General features: G+C 69.6%; 14 protein-coding genes and 1 pseudogene. 7 read left to right on the top strand and 8 right to left on the bottom strand.

All coding sequences use genetic code 11. From position 1 onward, the window contains the following. Nucleotides 1-41: 41 nt before the first annotated feature. From MKI84_RS18350 to MKI84_RS18335, 4 genes are all read right to left on the bottom strand, one after another. Complete coding sequence (locus MKI84_RS18350) at nucleotides 42-1,826, bottom strand: L,D-transpeptidase family protein (protein ID WP_241621705.1); 1,785 nt, start codon at nucleotides 1,824-1,826, stop codon at nucleotides 42-44. Between the two features lie 111 nt (nucleotides 1,827-1,937). Continuing rightward, nucleotides 1,938-2,891, bottom strand: a complete 954-nt coding sequence (locus tag MKI84_RS18345; protein WP_241621704.1) for an acetyl-CoA carboxylase carboxyltransferase subunit alpha — start codon at nucleotides 2,889-2,891, stop codon at nucleotides 1,938-1,940. Between the two features lie 116 nt (nucleotides 2,892-3,007). Next, the gene (locus MKI84_RS18340; RefSeq protein WP_241621703.1) at nucleotides 3,008-4,012 is read right to left on the bottom strand and encodes a site-specific tyrosine recombinase XerD; all 1,005 of its coding nucleotides are present in this window, start codon (nucleotides 4,010-4,012) and stop codon (nucleotides 3,008-3,010) included. Beyond that, the gene (locus MKI84_RS18335) at nucleotides 4,009-4,152 is read right to left on the bottom strand and encodes a hypothetical protein (RefSeq protein WP_241621702.1); all 144 of its coding nucleotides are present in this window, start codon (nucleotides 4,150-4,152) and stop codon (nucleotides 4,009-4,011) included. Before MKI84_RS18335 ends, MKI84_RS18340 begins: the two co-directional genes overlap by 4 nt. Before the next feature lie 203 nt (nucleotides 4,153-4,355). Between MKI84_RS18335 and MKI84_RS18330 the strand changes: the two genes are divergently transcribed. From MKI84_RS18330 to MKI84_RS18320, 3 genes and pseudogenes are all read left to right on the top strand, one after another. Beyond that, nucleotides 4,356-4,952 (top strand): shikimate kinase, encoded by a 597-nt coding sequence (locus tag MKI84_RS18330; protein ID WP_241621701.1) that lies wholly within the window; start codon nucleotides 4,356-4,358, stop codon nucleotides 4,950-4,952. After that, complete coding sequence (aroB, locus tag MKI84_RS18325; RefSeq protein WP_241621700.1) at nucleotides 4,949-6,082, top strand: 3-dehydroquinate synthase; 1,134 nt, start codon at nucleotides 4,949-4,951, stop codon at nucleotides 6,080-6,082. Before MKI84_RS18330 ends, aroB begins: the two co-directional genes overlap by 4 nt. A gap of 97 nt (nucleotides 6,083-6,179) precedes the next feature. Continuing rightward, a pseudogene (locus MKI84_RS18320) lies at nucleotides 6,180-6,974 on the top strand (transporter associated domain-containing protein); the annotation flags it as partial. A gap of 13 nt (nucleotides 6,975-6,987) precedes the next feature. On the opposite strand, the gene MKI84_RS18315 reads toward MKI84_RS18320, so the two are convergent. Continuing rightward, nucleotides 6,988-7,512, bottom strand: coding sequence for a hypothetical protein (locus tag MKI84_RS18315; RefSeq protein ID WP_241621699.1), 525 nt, complete (start codon nucleotides 7,510-7,512; stop codon nucleotides 6,988-6,990). A 244-nt stretch (nucleotides 7,513-7,756) separates the two neighbouring features. On the opposite strand from MKI84_RS18315, the gene MKI84_RS18310 reads away from it, so the two are divergent. Continuing rightward, a complete protein-coding gene (locus tag MKI84_RS18310; protein ID WP_241621698.1) occupies nucleotides 7,757-8,593 on the top strand; it encodes an META domain-containing protein in 837 nt (278 codons plus the stop codon). 168 nt (nucleotides 8,594-8,761) lie between these two features. Here MKI84_RS18310 and MKI84_RS18305 read toward each other — a convergent pair whose 3' ends face one another. After that, nucleotides 8,762-9,073: a BolA family protein gene (locus tag MKI84_RS18305; RefSeq protein ID WP_241621697.1), complete on the bottom strand. Its 312-nt coding sequence runs from the start codon at nucleotides 9,071-9,073 to the stop codon at nucleotides 8,762-8,764. A gap of 112 nt (nucleotides 9,074-9,185) precedes the next feature. Between MKI84_RS18305 and MKI84_RS18300 the strand changes: the two genes are divergently transcribed. From MKI84_RS18300 to cobT, 3 genes are all read left to right on the top strand, one after another. Beyond that, nucleotides 9,186-9,803, top strand: a complete 618-nt coding sequence (locus MKI84_RS18300; RefSeq protein WP_241621696.1) for a J domain-containing protein — start codon at nucleotides 9,186-9,188, stop codon at nucleotides 9,801-9,803. A gap of 49 nt (nucleotides 9,804-9,852) precedes the next feature. Further along, on the top strand, nucleotides 9,853-10,851 hold the full coding sequence (gene cobS / locus MKI84_RS18295; RefSeq protein WP_241621695.1) for a cobaltochelatase subunit CobS: 999 nt from the start codon (nucleotides 9,853-9,855) through the stop codon (nucleotides 10,849-10,851). 235 nt (nucleotides 10,852-11,086) lie between these two features. Beyond that, nucleotides 11,087-13,021, top strand: coding sequence for a cobaltochelatase subunit CobT (cobT, locus tag MKI84_RS18290; RefSeq protein WP_241621694.1), 1,935 nt, complete (start codon nucleotides 11,087-11,089; stop codon nucleotides 13,019-13,021). 326 nt (nucleotides 13,022-13,347) lie between these two features. Here cobT and MKI84_RS18285 read toward each other — a convergent pair whose 3' ends face one another. After that, a complete protein-coding gene (locus tag MKI84_RS18285; protein WP_241621693.1) occupies nucleotides 13,348-14,949 on the bottom strand; it encodes a heme biosynthesis protein HemY in 1,602 nt (533 codons plus the stop codon). Beyond that, nucleotides 14,946-16,220 carry a COG4223 family protein gene (locus tag MKI84_RS18280; protein WP_241621692.1) on the bottom strand — a complete coding sequence of 425 codons (1,275 nt, stop codon included), beginning with the start codon at nucleotides 16,218-16,220 and terminating at the stop codon, nucleotides 14,946-14,948. Before MKI84_RS18280 ends, MKI84_RS18285 begins: the two co-directional genes overlap by 4 nt. Between the last annotated feature and the right edge of the window lie 68 nt (nucleotides 16,221-16,288).

Genomic DNA, 16,288 nt, shown 5'->3' with positions numbered 1-16,288 from the left:
TGAACAGTCACGCCCGGGAGCCATTGCTCCGGGGCTCGGCGTCACTGCACGCTGGTGGTGAATCCGCCGGTCGAGACGATGCCGGCGCCCGGCAGCGCGGCGGAACCGCCGGCGGTGCCATTCGAGGGCAGCGAGGGCCGCAATTGCGGCACGCCCGCCGCAGCGGCGGCCGGGGTGGGCACCGCGCCATAAAGCGGAGCAGAGACTGCCGCCGGGGTCGGTACCGTTGAATAGGCCTGGGACGCCGCGCGCGGGGCGGCGGCGGATGGGGCGACCGTGGGCGCCGGACGCGGCACCTGCGCGCGCGGGGCGGCCTGCGGCAGCGTGGGACGGGCCTGGGGCACCGGCACGGCGCCGGTGCTCAGGACGTTCGGCACGGCTTCCGGCGTCGTGGCCGCCGCCTGGGGGGCGCTGCCGCCGCCGAACAGATTGCCGAAGGAGAAGGCCGAACTCGCGGGCGGGGCCATGGACACCGAATTCGGCGCGGTGGCGCTCTGCGCGGTGGCGGCGGGCGCGGCGGCCGGCTCTTCGCGGCCGAACAGACGGCTGACGCCGCTCAGCCAGCTTCCGCTGCCATCGACCGAGGCAACCTCGACGCTGGTGCCGGCGGCGCGGCCGCCGAACAGGGTGGTGCCGGAGGCGGCCGCCATTTGGGTGCCCCCGCCATTGGGCGCGTCGGCCGGGCGCGGGGCCGGCATCGGTACACCGCCGGCGATCGCGACGCTCGCAGCCGCCGCGGGCGCCACCGAATCGGCCTGCGCAAGCGCGATGCTTTCGGCCGGCGCCGGTGCGCTGGTCTCGACGCCGTAATCGCTCCCCGGCGGCTTCACCACGGCCGGCAGCGAGCCGGGAGCGGACAGCTCCGGATTCTGCAGCTTGGCGATGAACACCTGGTGCATCCCGCCATCCTTGCCGGTCTTCACCGGCGCGACCGGCGTGTACGAGCCGGCGCTCGCCGTCATCCGGCTGACTTCCTGGCTGCGCGCGGCGATCGCCTGCTGAAGCGCTTCCGGCTGCGAATATTCCGGGCACGGCGCGGAGGGGTCGAACTTCGCCCTCGGGTCAACCGGGGAGGCGTTGAACACGTAGCGCTTGCCGCAGACATCGACCTTGGGCTGCGCCTTGGTCAGCTCGAACGTGTCGCTGCCTTCCTTGAGCATCCGCCAGAACGGCATGTTCGGGTTGTTGCGGTGACGCACCATGTTGTCCGCCGTCATACGGAACGGATAGGCCTGCACCTGGAAGGCGCGCTGGCCGCCACGGAAGCTCTCGCGGCCGAGCGCGAAGATCTCCTGAATCTGTTCGTCGGTCATGGCGTAGCAGCCGGCGGAGGAACAGTCGCCGTGCACCATCAGATGGGCGCCGGTCCGGCCCCAGGCGCGGTCATAGGCGTTCGGGAAGCCGAGATTGAACGACAGGTAATAGCTGGAATTCGGGTTCATCTGACCCGGCGTGATCGTGTAGAAGCCTTCCGGCGCCTGCCGGTCGCCTTCCTTGATCTTCGGCCCCAGCTCGCCGGACCAGCGGCAGATCGGGTAGGTCTTGAGCAGCGCGAACTCGCCGCTGGAATTTTCCTTCCAGACCTCGAGCTCGGATTCTTCCTTGTAGATGCGCACCACGACCGGGCTGTCGGTCCGCATGCCCTTCTCGCTGATGAGCGCGAGCGTCTGGGGAGAGAGCGCCTTCATCGCCTTGGCGTTGGGCGAGGGACCGCCGTCGCCGGTGCAGGCGGCAAGCGCCAGAGCGGCGCAGCCGGCCAGCAGGACGCCGCGCCAGCGTGCGCCCAAGCTGCGGGCGAAACGGCCATGAATGCCAGAGCGGCCCAACGCAAACTCCCCGTCAGTCCCGGAAAACCATGAGGAACATCATAAAGCGTTATCCTTGACCACACGTTACCGCAAGAGCGGCTGCCGCGGCCACGGAAAGCGCCCGTGCCGTCACAGCGTGCGGCCTATTGCGAGGAACTTCTCGCGGCGCGCCTTGCGCAGTTCCTGCGGCGTCAGCCCGTCGAGCGCGTGCAGAGACGATTCGATCGCATCACCCGCCGCGTTCATCATCGCGACCGGATCGCGATGCGCGCCGCCCGGGGGCTCGGCAACGATGCTGTCAATGACGTTGAGTCGCGCGAGGTCCTGCGCGGTGATGCGCATATTGGTCGCCGCGTCCTGCGCCTTGGAGGTGTCGCGCCACAGGATCGAGGCCGCGCCCTCGGGCGAGATCACGCTGTAGATCGAATGTTCGAGCATGAGCACCCGGTTCGCCGTGGCAATGGCGATCGCGCCACCCGAACCACCTTCGCCGATGATAACGGCGACATTGGGGACGCCCAGCTTGAGGCACGCCTCGGTGGAACGGGCGATCGCCTCGGCCTGCCCGCGCTCCTCGGCGCCGATGCCCGGATAGGCGCCGGCGGTGTCGACCAGCGAGATCACCGGCAGCGAGAAGCGGTCAGCCAGTTCCATCAGCCGCACCGCCTTGCGGTAGCCCTCGGGCCGCGCCATGCCGAAATTGTGCTTGATACGGGTCTCGGTGGTGGAGCCCTTCTCATGGCCCATCAGGCACACCGCCTGCCCGCGGAACCGGGCGAAGCCGCCGAGGATCGCCTCGTCCTCGCCGAAGGAGCGGTCGCCGGCGAGCGGATCGAAATCCTCGAACAGCTGGGCGGCATAGTCGGTGAAGTGCGGGCGCAGCGGGTGGCGCGCCACGGAGGTCTTCTGCCACGGCGTGAGGTTGGCATAGAGCTGGACCAGCGCGTCGTTGGCCTTGCCTTCGAGCCGGGTGATGTCGTCGCTGATCGAGACGGTGCCGCCATCGGCGGCGAGCGCCCGAAGTTCTTCCAGCTTGGCCTCGAGTTCGGCCACGGGCTTCTCAAAATCGAGGTAGCTACGCATCGGTCGTCGATCGGTCCAACATGAGAGAAGAGGGCAACCCGGGTGGGCGACCCGCGAATTTGGCCGGGAAGCTGCCCCGAGAGGGTGGCGACGTCAAGGCAGGCGGCAGAAGAGGTTCAGCCTCCCGCCGTGTCGTTCAGCGGATGCAGGTCGCGCACCAGGCTCTTCAGCCGCTCGTCCAGCACATGGGTATAGATCTGCGTCGTCGATATATCGGTGTGCCCGAGCAGCGTCTGCACGATGCGCAGGTCCGCGCCATGCGCCAGCAGGTGACTGGCGAAGGCGTGGCGCAGCACATGGGGCGACAGCCGCGCCGGATCAAGGTCGGCGGCGATCGCGAGCTCCTTGAGGTCGAGCGCGATCTGCTGGCGGGTGATGTGGCCGGAAGCGGCGCCGGAGGGAAACAGCCAGCGCCCGGCCGCGGGTTCAGCCTGCCCTTTCTGCCCGCTCTGCTTCTGCCCGGCCTTGCGCTCCCGGCGCGCGGCGTCGAGCGCGGCGCGATAGGCGCTCATGGCGGCGCGGGCCCGCTCGCCCAGCGGCACCATGCGCTCCTTGGCGCCCTTGCCGCGTACAATGATGGCCTCGCCCTTGAGGCCCGCCGCGCTCGCCGGCAGGGCCGCGAGCTCGGAAACGCGCAGGCCCGTTGCGTAGAGCAGCTCGACGAAGCATGCCATGCGCGCGCGCCGCGCGGCCTCGGGCAGCCCCGGCACGGGCTCGGCGGCACGGGCATGGGCGGTGTCGATGAGCCGGCCAACCTCCTCCACCGACAGCACCTTGGGCAGCGGGCGGGAGCGGCGGGGACCTTCCAGCACGGCGGCCGGGTCCTCCTCGCGATGGCCCTCGATATAGAGAAAGCGGTGGAACTGGCGCAGGCACGACAGGCGCCGCGCCACGCTGGCGCTCGCGAGGCCCCGCGCCGTCAGCTCGGCGAGATAGGCGCGGATCTGGTCGGTGGAGCCGGCATCGACGCCGACGCCCTGCCCGATCATGAACGCCTCGAAATCTTCGAGGTCGCGGGCGTAGGAGGCGATGGTGTTGACGCTCGCCCCGCGCTCGGCGGCCAGCATGTCGAGAAACGCCGCCGCCGTTCCGGTACGCGCGCGCCCCTGCGGCGCGCTCATTTGGCGAACCGGTCGGCGGGAATGGTGACGCTCATCTCGCGCGGCTGCGGCGCGACGAGATTGGCGAAGGACCACAGCACCCCGTAGCAGACGCCGCCGATGACGGCGAGGACGACGATCAGTCGGATAAGGCTCGGCATCGTGTCTCGATTTTCCGATCGTGGACGATTCGCGGCGGGGACCGGAGCCCATGGTAGGACGCCGAGCCCTAATGAAACAGAAACCGGCCGGAAAAGCGGCCGGGCCCGCCCGGCACCGCCTTGCGCGCGCCGGCACGGGCCAGCGTGCATTGCGCGCGAAACCCGCGGATGATAGTCCGCCAGCGGAGGAACGGAACGGCAAGATGACGACTGAGATACAGCAGGATGACAAGGCGGCAACGCTGCGCGAGCGCCTCGGCGCGCGCTCCATCGTGCTGGTCGGCATGATGGGTGCCGGCAAGTCCTCGGTCGGCAAGCGCCTCGCCCGCCGCCTCGCCATGCCCTTCGCCGACGCCGACACCGAGATCGAGCAGGCCGCGGGCATGGCCATCCCCGAGATTTTCGCCCATCACGGCGAGCCGGCGTTTCGCGACGGCGAGAAACGGGTGATTTCGCGCCTGCTGGAGGCCGGCCCCCTGGTGCTCGCCACCGGCGGCGGCGCCTATATGAACGCGGAAACCCGCGAGACCATCGCGCGCCATGCGGTGGCGGTGTGGCTCAAGGCCGATCTCGACGTGCTGCTGCGCCGGGTGCGCCGGCGGGACGACCGCCCGCTCCTGAAGACCGCCGACCCGGCCGCGACGCTGGCGGCGCTGATCGATCAGCGCTATCCGGTCTATGCTGAGGCCCATGTCACCGTCATATCGCATGACGTGCCGCAGGATGTCATGGTCGAGGAAGTGATCGACGCGATGTCGGCCCATCTCGGCGCGCCGACCGCCACCGGAGAAAACGCGTGAACAAGCCTGCCGATATCGCCCGCGCCGACATCACCCGGCTCAGCGTCGGGCTCGGGTCGCGCTCCTATGACATCGTGATCGGCCCGCACCTGCTGGAAGAGATCGGCGCGCGCATCGCCAGCCTGCGCCCCGGCGCGCGCGTGGGCATCGTCACCGACGCCCATGTCGCCGAGCGGCATCTGGCGACCGTGGAAGCCTCGCTCAAGGCGGCCGGGCTCACCTCCTCCGCCATCGTGGTCGCGCCCGGCGAGGGCTCGAAGAACTTCGCGACCTTCGAGCATGTGATCGACGAACTGCTTGGCGCGCGGATCGAGCGGCGCGACCTGGTGCTCGCGCTCGGCGGCGGGGTGATCGGCGACCTTTCGGGCTTCGCGGCGGCGGCGCTGCGGCGGGGCGTCGACTTCGTGCAGGCGCCGACCAGCCTGCTGGCGCAGGTCGATTCCTCGGTCGGCGGCAAGACCGGCATCAATTCCCGCCACGGCAAGAATCTCGTCGGGGCCTTCCACCAGCCGATTCTGGTGCTCGCCGATACCAGCGTGCTCGACACGCTGCCGCTGCGCGAGTTCCGCTCCGGCTATGCCGAGGTCGCGAAATACGGTCTGATCGACAACGCCGCGTTCTTCGCCTGGCTGGAGCGCAAGTGGAAGGACGTGTTCGCCGGCGGCCCCGCCCGCATCGAGGCGATCGCGACCAGCTGCGCGGCCAAGGCGGCCGTCGTGGCGCGCGACGAACTGGAGACCGGCGACCGCGCTTTGCTCAATCTCGGCCACACTTTCGGCCATGCGCTGGAAGCGGGCGCGGGCTTCTCGCAGCGCCTGCTGCACGGCGAGGCGGTGGCGATCGGCATGGCGCAGGCCTTCCGCTTCTCGGCGGCACAGGGGCTGTGCTCGCCCGACGATGCCGCCCGCGTCTCCGTCCATCTCAGGGCCGTCGGCCTGCCGACCCGCATCGCCGACATTCCCGGCGAACTGCCGGACACCGACGGGCTGATGAGGCTGATCGGCCAGGACAAGAAGGTCTCGCGCGGGGCGCTCACCTTCATCCTCGCGCGCGGCATCGGCCAGAGCTTCATCGCCCGCGACGTCGACCCGGCGGCGGTGCGCGCCTTCCTCGACGCGGAACGGGCATGAGGATGCCGCGATGAGCCGCAAGGCGCTCGCGCTGCTCGGCCGCTGGCGCCCGCGCCACGCGCCGGAGCCCCCGCCTCCGCCGGAGCCGGACGCCCGCGAGGAAATCCGCGCGGCGCTGGAACAGCTTCAGCGCGCCGCCTCGCTCGGCAATGACGACCGCGACATGGTGGCGGGCCTCGTCAACCTGCGCGAGCTCGAAGTCTCCGACGCCATGGTCCACCGCACCAAGATGGCGACATTGGATGCCGGCGAGCCGCCGGCCGATCTGGTGCGCGAGGCGCTCGCCTCGCCCTTCACCCGCCTGCCGCTCTGGCGCGACACTCCGGACAACATTGTCGGCGTGCTGCACGCCAAGGACCTGCTGCGCGAGCTTCAGGCGCTCGGCAACGACATCTCCAGGCTCGACATCCAGAAGATCGCGCGCCCGGCCTGGTTCGTGCCGGACGGCACCACGCTCGCCGACCAGCTCAAGGCGTTCCGCCGCCGCAAGCAGCATTTCGCCCTCGTGGTCGACGAGTATGGCGAGGTGATGGGCCTCGTCACGCTGGAAGACATTCTGGAGGAGATCGTCGGCGAGATTTCCGACGAGCACGACATCGCCTTCACCGGCGCGCGGCGCCACCCGGACGGCTCGGTCAATGTCGAGGGCTCGGTGGCGATCCGCGACCTCAACCGCTTCATGGGCTGGAACCTGCCGGACGAGGAGGCGACCACGGTCGCCGGACTGGTGATCCACGAGGCGCGGATCATTCCCGAGCCGGGCCAGACCTTCATCTTCCACGATTTCCGCTTCCAGGTTATGCGCCGCCAGCGCAACCGCCTCACCTTGCTGCGCATCGTGCCGCTCGGCGCCCGGCGGCCGGGTGCGCCGGCTACAGCCGGCACACGCTAGCTCTTGCGCAGCGTCAGGCGCGCCGGTCGCGCCGGGCCTGCGCGTTCTTCACCTGCTGCGAGATGCTGCCGATCTTGGCGGGCGGGACCGTGGTGCGGCGGCGCCGGCTGGGGATCACGTCCATCCCGGTATCCGCCGTCCGGTCGGCCACCGGCGGCTTGGTGAAATTCGCTGAGCGGCGCAGCGCCAGCGCCTTGTGCGCGATCTCGGCCTGGCTCGCCCGCGATTCGAGGTCGGCGCGACGGCGCAGTTCGCTGTTGACGCGCTTCATCGCCGCCGCGAACACCTGCTTGCGCTGGGCCGGGCGCTCGGCGGTGCCGGGAAAGCTGCGCCCGCGCTCCTCCGCCTTGCCGCGCACCACGCGGCGCTTGTGGCGCGAAAGCGTGCGCTCCTTCTCGTGAAACTCCCGGATGCGGCGGCGCAGTCCCTGCAGCGCCTCGGTCTCCACCTCGTAGATCGCGGGGTGATGGCTGAGGCGCACCACCTCGTCTTCATCATGGCTGATCAGGCTGCGTTCGGAACGGCGGGAAGACGACATGATCGAGGCTCCTTTCAACCGGCCACCGGGGGCGTCCGCGCCCGGCGCCCACCGCACGCGCCCATGCCTGCGGGCAAGACGGTGCAGCTAACGTTAGGTGACATCGAAACTGGCGCGCGGTGCCCGGAAGTCAAGGAAGACCGGCCCGGCGCGATGAACGGCGCATGAACTGCGAGGTCAGCAACGCTTCAGCGCGGTGGGGTAGTATATTCCTTAACGTCACACCGGGCTTCAGGGGGATATTATGAGGTTCAACAGGTTCAGCCGCGGCCTCGCCATCGTCGGCTTGATGGGGCTGTTAAGCCTGCCGGCCGCCGCCGCCGACATCGTTCTGCAATGGGCGAGCAGCAACGCCAATGTGACGGTGCGCTCCGGCATGCTGGTCGCCGTCGGCAACACCCGCGATGCCGCCCGCTTCGAGGTCGTGCGGCTGGAAGGCCGGCGCATCGCGCTGCGTGCGCAGGATGGCAGCTATGTACGGGCCGGCATCGGGCCCGACACGCTGCTCGGTACCGGCAGCCCGCATATTCGCGGCTGGGAGACCTTCGAGATGGACTCGCATGGCGGCGACACCTATTCGCTGCGCTCGGTACAGAACGGCAAATACGTCACCGTCGACCCGCGCGGCCAGCTCGCGGCTTCCGCGCCGATGCGCGGCACCCACGCCCAGTTCCGCCTGATCACTGTGCCGGACCGCCAGCGCCCCAGCCGGCCGCCGGCCCAGACCTCTACCCCGGCCTTCAACTGGACCGGAAATTGGGGGCAGCTCTGGATCATCGGCGTGGATGGGCGCGGCGTCCGCGTGCCCCATGGCGCCCGGGTGCGCTTCGACATCGGCCGCGACATGAACGTCAGCGCCTCGCTTGGCTGCAACACGCTCAATTCGCGGATGAGCGTCAACGGGCGCAATGCGACGTTCTCGCGGGTGATGATGACCCGCATGGCCTGCAACAATGCCGAGCAGGTCTATGAGCAGAACCTCGCCTCGGCGATGGGTGCGGTGCGCTCCTGGGAGTATCGCGAGGGGCAGATCGCCTTCCTCGACGCGTCGGGCCGGCGCGTGCTCCAGATCGCGCGTTAGAGTATTTTTCGCGACAGCCGATCGGCCTGCGCGACGAGGAAGCGCCCTTAGCGCATCGGGTTCAGGGTGCTTCCGGTCGATCGGGTGATGCCGCCCGACCGGAAAGAGTTCTGGAATCCGCCCGAAATCCACCCATATAAGACGGCAGATTTTCTCAAGGCGCCGGGTTCATTCGCCCGGCGCCTTCGCGTCTATGGCAAGGGCATGCAGCCCGCGCGCGATCTCGTCCGCGAGCAGCCCGTTCACCAGCCGGTGGCGGGCGAGCCGGTTCTGGCCGGCGAACACCTCGGCGACGATGCGCACGCGCAGGTGGGTCAGTTGTCCCGGCCGGTGGCCGCCATGGCCTTCATGGCGATGGCTCTCGTCCTCCAGTTCGAGGACGGAGGGCGACAGTTCGGCCAATGCCAGCCGCACGCGGGAAAGCGCCTGCGCAACGGCGCCGGCGGGCGAAGGGGAAGCGGGATGAAGGGGTTCGCTCATGGCCATAAGGGGGTATCCGCCCCCCCGGGCCAGGTCAATATCTCTCTAATCGGCGGTGACGTCGCCTTGGTTTCTTGTATACCTCTGCCAGCAACAGCATAATCGTCAGATCATGAAGCTCGACTCCCCCATATTCGACCGCATTCGCGTCAAGCCGGACCGGGATCGTCGCCTCAGGGCGGAATGCCCGGCATGCGAATGGGCCGGCTGCGACAAGCCCGCGACGCATCGGGCGCCGAAGGGGCGCGACCGTGAGAACCAGTTCTGGCGCTACTGTTTCGACCATGTGCGCCAGTACAACCAGAACTACAATTATTTCTCGGGCATGGCCGACGACGCCGTGATGGCCTACCAGAAGGACGCGCTGACCGGGCATCGTCCGACGTGGAAGATGGGCGCCAAGGGCGGCACCGGGCGCGCCGAGCACGTCAAGCGTCACGCGCCCGAGGGTTTTGCCGATCCGTTCGGCGTGTTCAGCGATCTGGGCGGCACGGCGCGGCCGGACCCGCAGCCCGCCCGCGAGGGCCGGATGATCCGCAATGCCGAGCGCCGGGCCTTCGAATCGCTCGGGCTGGAGATCAGCGCCAGCGCCGAGGAGATCAAGGCCCGCTTCAAGACGCTCGCCAAGAAATACCACCCCGACGTCAATGGCGGCGACACCTCCACCGAGGACCGCCTGCGCGACGTGATCCAGTCCTATAATCATCTCAAGAGCGCGGGCTATTGTTGAACCCGCTTATGTCAGACCCGCCGCGCGCTAACGCGGCAACGGAGGAATAATGACCGCCTCGCTCACCCACGCCGCGCCGATCGTCGCGCCCATGCCGGACATGAAGGTCTCGGTCCGGCAGGTGTTTGGCATCGATGTCGACCTCGAAGTGCCGGCCTATGCCGAACCCGACGCCTATGTGCCGGACATCGATCCCGACTATCTGTTCGATCGCCCGACCACGCTCGCCATCCTCGCGGGCTTCGCGCATAACCGTCGCGTGATGGTCACCGGCTATCACGGCACCGGCAAGTCGAGCCACATCGAGCAGGTGGCGGCCCGGCTGAACTGGCCCTGCGTGCGCGTCAACCTCGACAGCCACATCAGCCGTATCGACCTGATCGGCAAGGACGCGATCGTGGTCAAGGAAGGCAAGCAGATCACGGAATTCCGCGACGGCATCCTGCCCTGGGCCTACCAGAACAACGTCGCGCTGGTGTTCGACGAATATGACGCCGGCCGCCCGGACGTGATGTTCGTGATCCAGCGCGTGCTGGAGAGCGCCGGCCGCCTGACCCTGCTCGACCAGAACCGCGTGATCCGCCCGCACGGCGCGTTCCGCCTGTTCTCCACGGCGAACACGATCGGCCTCGGCGATACCACCGGCCTCTATCACGGCACCCAGCAGATCAACCAGGCGCAGATGGACCGCTGGTCCATCGTCACCACGCTGAACTACCTCGCCCATGACAAGGAGGTCGACATCGTCGTCTCCAAGGCCAAGCACTTCCAGACCCCGGAAGGCCGCGACAACGTGGCCCGCATGGTGCGTCTCGCCGACCTCACCCGGCAGGCCTTCGTCAATGGCGACCTCTCCACCGTGATGAGCCCGCGCACCGTGATCACCTGGGCCGAGAACGCCGAAATCTTCACCGATCTCGGCTTCGCGTTCCGCGTGACCTTCCTCAACAAGTGCGACGAGCTGGAGCGCGCGCTGGTGGCCGAGTTCTATCAGCGCTGCTTCGGCAAGGAGCTCACGGAATCGGCGGTGAACGTCGTCCTCTCCTGAGGACGACGACACGGCACGCACGACGAAGCTGCCTCTCCCCGTACAGAACGCGGCGCAGGCCGGGTTCTGTATCCAAGAGGGTCAATGCCGGAGCTCTCCGACATTGACAGAGAGGTGTGGGGCGAGGGTGTTCGACGCGTCCCCGCTCCGCAACCGCGTCGCCCCTCCCCAACCCGCCAAGGCGGGCCACCTCTCCCCGGCGGGGAGAGGGAAGTAAGGCATGCAGGCTATCGCCATGAGCACCTCGAATCCGACCAACCGCCCGACCCGCACCCCGCCCAAGGAAGCCCCGACCGAGCCGCTCAAGCGCGCCGTGACGAGCTGCCTGCGCGCCATCGCGGGCGACAGCAATATCGAGGTCACCTTCGGCGCCGAGAAGCCGGGCTATGCCGATGGCCGCGCCCGGCTGCCCGAGCCCTCGCGGCGCATGACCAAGCAGGACGCCGCGATCATGCGCGGCCACGCCGATTCCATGGCACTGCGCCTCGCCTGCCACGACCCCAAGGTGCACAAGAAGCTGGTGCCGGTCGGCCAGCAGGCGAGAGCCGCCTTCGACGCCGCCGAGCAGACCCGCTGCGAGGCGCTCGGCGCCCAGCGCATGGACGGCGTGGCGCTGAACCTCTCCGCCATGCTGGAAGACCGCTACCAGAAAGCCAATTTCGCCAATCTCGCCTCCCGCGAGGATGCCCCGCTGGAGGACGCGCTGTCGCTGATCCTGCGCGAGCGCATGACCGGCATGGCCCCGCCCGCCGCCGCGCGCGAGATGGTGAACCTGTGGCGCGGCTTCATCGAGGAGCACGGCGCCACCGCGCTCGACGAGCTGGCCGGCGCCGCCGACGACCAGGGCCGCTTCGCCGAGGCGATGCGCGACCTGTTGTCCTCGCTCGGCATGGGCGAGGACATCGCCCCTTTCGACGAGAGCAACGACCCCTCCACCGAGGCCGACGACACCCGCGAGGACGATTCCGGCAAGGGCTCCGATGCCGAGCAGGATGAGAATGCCGAAGGCACGACCGAGGTGGACACCGACCTGTCCTCGGACCAGAACCCGGAAGAATCCGAGGAGCAGCAGGAGCAGCCCAATTCCGAGCTCTCCGACGATGCGGAGCTTGGCGAATCCGACGATTCCTCCGAGCCGTGGCGCCCGCAGAACCTCTCGCCGACCGAGCCGCGCCCGCCGGAGTACCACCCCTTCACGCCGCGCTTCGACGAGACGGTGAACGCGGACGAACTGTGCGACCCCGAAGAGCTGGCGCGGCTGCGCTCCTATCTCGACAAGCAGCTCGTGCATCTCCAGGGCATCGTCGCGCGCCTCGCCAATCGCCTGCAGCGCAAGCTGATGGCGCAGCAGAATCGCGGCTGGGAGTTCGACCTCGAAGAGGGCATGCTCGATCCCGCGCGCCTGCACCGCATCATCATCGACCCGATGCAGCCGCTCTCCTTCAAGCGCGAGCGCGACACCGACTTCCGCGACACGGTGGTGACGCTGCTGCTCGACAATTCCGGCTCGATGCGCGGGCGCCCGATCACGGTCGCCGCCGCCTGCGCGGATATTCTGGCCCGCACCCTTGAGCGCTGCGGCGTGAAGGTCGAGATTCTCGGCTTCACCACCAAGGCGTGGAAGGGCGGGCAGGCGCGCGAGACCTGGCTGTCCGCCGGCAAGCCGGGCGCGCCCGGCCGGCTGAACGACCTGCGCCACATCATCTACAAGTCCGCCGACGCGCCCTGGCGCCGCGCGCGCAAGAATCTCGGCCTGATGATGCGCGAGGGCCTGCTCAAGGAGAACATCGACGGCGAGGCGCTGGACTGGGCGCATAACCGCCTGCTGGCCCGCAACGAGCAGCGCCGCATCCTGATGATGATTTCCGACGGCGCGCCGGTGGACGATTCCACGCTCTCGGTGAACCCCGGCAATTATCTGGAACGGCACCTGCGCTGGGTGATCCAGCAGATCGAGGACAAGTCCCCGGTCGAGCTGATCGCCATCGGCATCGGCCACGACGTGACACGCTATTACAAGCGCGCCGTCACCATCGTGGATGCGGAGGAGCTGGGCGGAGCCATGACCGACAAGCTGGCCGAACTGTTCGATGAACGACAGGGGCCGGGCGGCAAAGGTGCGGGCAGCAAGGGCGCGGGCAAGGCCTCGGGTGGACGGCGGCTGCACTGAAGGCCAGCCGGACTGAAGGCCACCCGGACCCGCCGGCAAAGAGGAGGCGGGCCTGGTCCCCGCCCCTTGAAATGCCGGCGGGGCTTCCTAAATAAGCCTCATCCCAGCCAGAGCAGGGCTTCCGGCATGCCGGCGCTTCGTCAGCGCCGCGCCGGATGGATGCGGGTCAGGACGGATGTACTCCGACCGGCATCATTCCCTTCGGCCTCCTGACGAGAGGCCGATTCTCTGGCGGGGCACTCTTCACGTCAAGCGCGACAAGACCGGCCCCGGGGCCGGTCTTTTTGCGTCGCGCATACGCCATACGCGGCAGGTCCGCGCGAGCGTCACACCCCGAAGGGCGGGCGCGACGTCGCCCCGGCCTTCGGCTCGGATTCTTCGAGGAACGACGCCGCCTCCGGGCCGGGATCGTCCGGCAGGTTCGGCATGGCGATCACGTCGGACGGCGCGGCGCGCACGGCCGGCGGCAGGGTCGGCGCCACCGGCACGGGATCGACCGGCTCGGGCGCCACAGCGACCGCCTCGATCACCGCCGGCTCCTCCACAGGCGCGGCGGCGACAACCGCCGGCGCGGGAAGCTGCGCCTCGATCGCGGCCTGGATCGCCGCGCGCACGCGCTCGGCCTCATGCTCCAGCACCGGCGAGGCGGCGACGCCGGGCGGCACCTTCCACACGAAGGCATCGAGCTTGCCGGTGATCGGCGAGATCGGGCCCCAGCGCTCGGCCACGAAGCCGTCGGCCACCCAGGCCGGATCCCGCGGCGCGCGCACGGCGCGGGCGGTCCATTCGCGGGCCTTGCCGACATCATTGTGCTCCGCCGCTTCCAGCTCCGCCATCAGAAGGCAGATGCGCTGCGTCGGCGCGTCCAGCAACGGGGCCAGAACCGAGCGCGCGGTGGCGAAGTCCTGCGCATCGATGGCCGCACTGGCCAGCGCCATCACGCTTTCGGGGTGGGATGGCATGCGGGCGGTGAGCGCGCGCATGCGCTTCAGGCGCTCGCGCACCGAATCCCCGGTCCGCAGATGCAGATAGGTCTCGGCAAGATCGGGATGCGGGGTGGTGGCGAAGGCGGCTTCGAGTATCTTCGCCGCCTTGCGCGAATCTCCAGCGGCACCCAGCAGCCGGCCGGCAATCTCCGCCGCCGGCACCAGCGTTGGCGCCAGTTTGGCGGCTTCCACCGCCTTTTCCCGCGCCGTGGCCGGGTCGGTGAGTTCCTGGGCCTGCGCCTGCGCGGCCAGCAGCACCGCGCGGCGGCGGCGATGCGCCGCCCGGTCGAGCCCGCCATGGGCCGCCTCGCGCTCCAGCATCGCCAGCGCGCCATCGAAATCCCCAGTGAGGCAACGCGATTCGATCACCGCATCCGCCGCCCAGATCAGGCCCGGCTCCAGCTCCGCCGCTTCTTCCGCCGCCGCCTGCGCCGCGTCGGCATCGCCGCGCCGGCGCGCCTCGACATGGAGCCCGCGCAGGCCGAGCAGCCGGGTCGAGGCGGTCTGCGTCATCGCCTGAAACGCCCGCTCGGCACCCGCCGTGTCGCCGGCGAGCTGCGCGGCCTGCGCCGCCAGAAGCTGGGTCAGCGGCTCGCGGCCGATCAGCCGCTCGGCATCGCTGGCCGCGCGGCGCGCACCGGAGACGTCACCGGTGCCGACCGCGATCAGCCCGCGCGAGATCGCCGCCCAGCCGCGATTGGCGCGGCGGTTGCGCAGCGAGCCGGTCAGAAGATCGGGGGAGCGCAGCACCAGCCGGAGCACACTCCAGCCGAGAATGGCCACAGCGACCAGAACCAGAAGCGCGCTGAACGCCACCAGCACGCTGGTTTCCAGATGCCAGCCCTGCCAGTCAACGGTGAGCGCACCGGGCCGGTCCGCAATCCAGGCGACGCCGAAGGCGATGCCGGCGAGGATGAGCAGATAGACGATGAGCCGTATCACTGCGCACCTCCGGGCAGGGTGGCGAGGATCTGCTGCTTCAGCGCCGCCACCGTGGCCAGCGCCGACTGGCGGGCCTCGATGACCTGCGCGACCGGCGAGAGCGGCGCCCGGGCGGCGGCGGACATGGCATCGATGGCGCGCGCGGCCGTGGCGAAATCGCCGCGCTCCAGCGCAAGCCGGGCGACGGCGAGGCGGGCACGGTCGGATTCCGGCTCGTTCACCGGCTCGTCCGCGCGCCGGATGGTCACCAGCTTCGACGCGCTGTCCATCAGCCGGTCCAGCACGCCCTGCGAGGTGTCGGCCGTGGCCGGGGTCGCCGACGTATCATCGGCCGCCGTGGCCAGTTCGACCGCCAGCGTCATGCCCTGGGGAAAACCGGTCGCGGCCGTGGCCTGAAGCGGGGCGAGGCCGTCACCGGCAGAACCCAGAAGCGCGCGGCTGGCCGCGAGTTCGGTGGTGAAGGGCTTGCCGGCGAGGATCGCGTCCTGAAGCGCGCCGAGGGCGACCAGCTGCGCGGTGCCGTGCGCGCCGGCCTTCTGGGCGGTCGTCGCCTGCGTGACCTGCTGCTGGAGCGTATCGAGCCGGGCGCCGAGCGCGCTCATCGCCTCCGGCGAGGTCGCCTGCATCCCGCTGAGATGCTGTTCCAGCGCGCCGATGCGGGTCGCGAGGTCGGAGGTGTCGGCATTCGGCGTCGCCGCCGGCAGCGTATCGACCTTGCTGCCCAGCGCGGCGAGGCCGGATTCCAGGGCGTCGAGCCGGGTGGCCAGCTCTTCGGGCGCCTGCGCGACCGCCGGAGCCGGCGGCGTGCTGGCATGGGTTTCAAGCCGCTCGACGCGCTGGCGCAGATCGAGCGCGCGCGCCTCCAGATCGGTGATCGCATCGATATTGGCGTCGGCGCTGTAGAAAGTGCCGACCAGCGCGAAGGCGATGGCGCCGCCGATCAAGCCGGAGATCAACGCGGCGACGGAAACGCCGAACCAGCCGAGCTGGCGGCGCGGAGGCGGAACCGGGGCAAGTGAAACCGGCGCGCCTTCGATGGCATCCGCCGACGGGCTGGCATCCGCCGGGGCCTCGCGCGCGTCCTCGTCCGCCGGGCGGTCCTCCGTCGCATCGGCACGCATCTCGTCGGCACGCATCTCGTCGGCCACCGGATCGCCCGCCGGCGCGTCGGCCACGCCGGCATTGGTCCCGGCCTCGACCTCCGGCGTCACCTCATGCGCGGCGGCCGGCGGTTCCACGGCCTCGATTTTGGTCGGATCGTCCTTCGCCACTTAATTCAGTCTCCGATCATGAAGCCCGGTTCCAGCGCCTCTTCCGGGATAAACCCCCACCTCCGCCG

This window comes from Ancylobacter gelatini, assembly GCF_022601675.1.
Classification (GTDB): Bacteria; Pseudomonadota; Alphaproteobacteria; order Rhizobiales; family Xanthobacteraceae; genus Ancylobacter; species Ancylobacter gelatini.
This window is presented reverse-complemented; position numbering and strand designations above follow the sequence as displayed.

Coding starts and splice junctions, on each gene's coding strand:
- MKI84_RS18340 (WP_241621703.1), bottom strand. CDS start 4,012: ATGAGCGCGCCGCAGGGGCGCGCGCGTACCGGAACGGCGGCGGCGTTT.
- MKI84_RS18315 (WP_241621699.1), bottom strand. CDS start 7,512: ATGTCGTCTTCCCGCCGTTCCGAACGCAGCCTGATCAGCCATGATGAA.
- MKI84_RS18310 (WP_241621698.1), top strand. CDS start 7,757: ATGAGGTTCAACAGGTTCAGCCGCGGCCTCGCCATCGTCGGCTTGATG.
- MKI84_RS18330 (WP_241621701.1), top strand. CDS start 4,356: ATGACGACTGAGATACAGCAGGATGACAAGGCGGCAACGCTGCGCGAG.
- MKI84_RS18345 (WP_241621704.1), bottom strand. CDS start 2,891: ATGCGTAGCTACCTCGATTTTGAGAAGCCCGTGGCCGAACTCGAGGCC.
- MKI84_RS18300 (WP_241621696.1), top strand. CDS start 9,186: ATGAAGCTCGACTCCCCCATATTCGACCGCATTCGCGTCAAGCCGGAC.
- cobS (WP_241621695.1), top strand. CDS start 9,853: ATGACCGCCTCGCTCACCCACGCCGCGCCGATCGTCGCGCCCATGCCG.
- cobT (WP_241621694.1), top strand. CDS start 11,087: ATGAGCACCTCGAATCCGACCAACCGCCCGACCCGCACCCCGCCCAAG.
- MKI84_RS18305 (WP_241621697.1), bottom strand. CDS start 9,073: ATGAGCGAACCCCTTCATCCCGCTTCCCCTTCGCCCGCCGGCGCCGTT.
- MKI84_RS18335 (WP_241621702.1), bottom strand. CDS start 4,152: ATGCCGAGCCTTATCCGACTGATCGTCGTCCTCGCCGTCATCGGCGGC.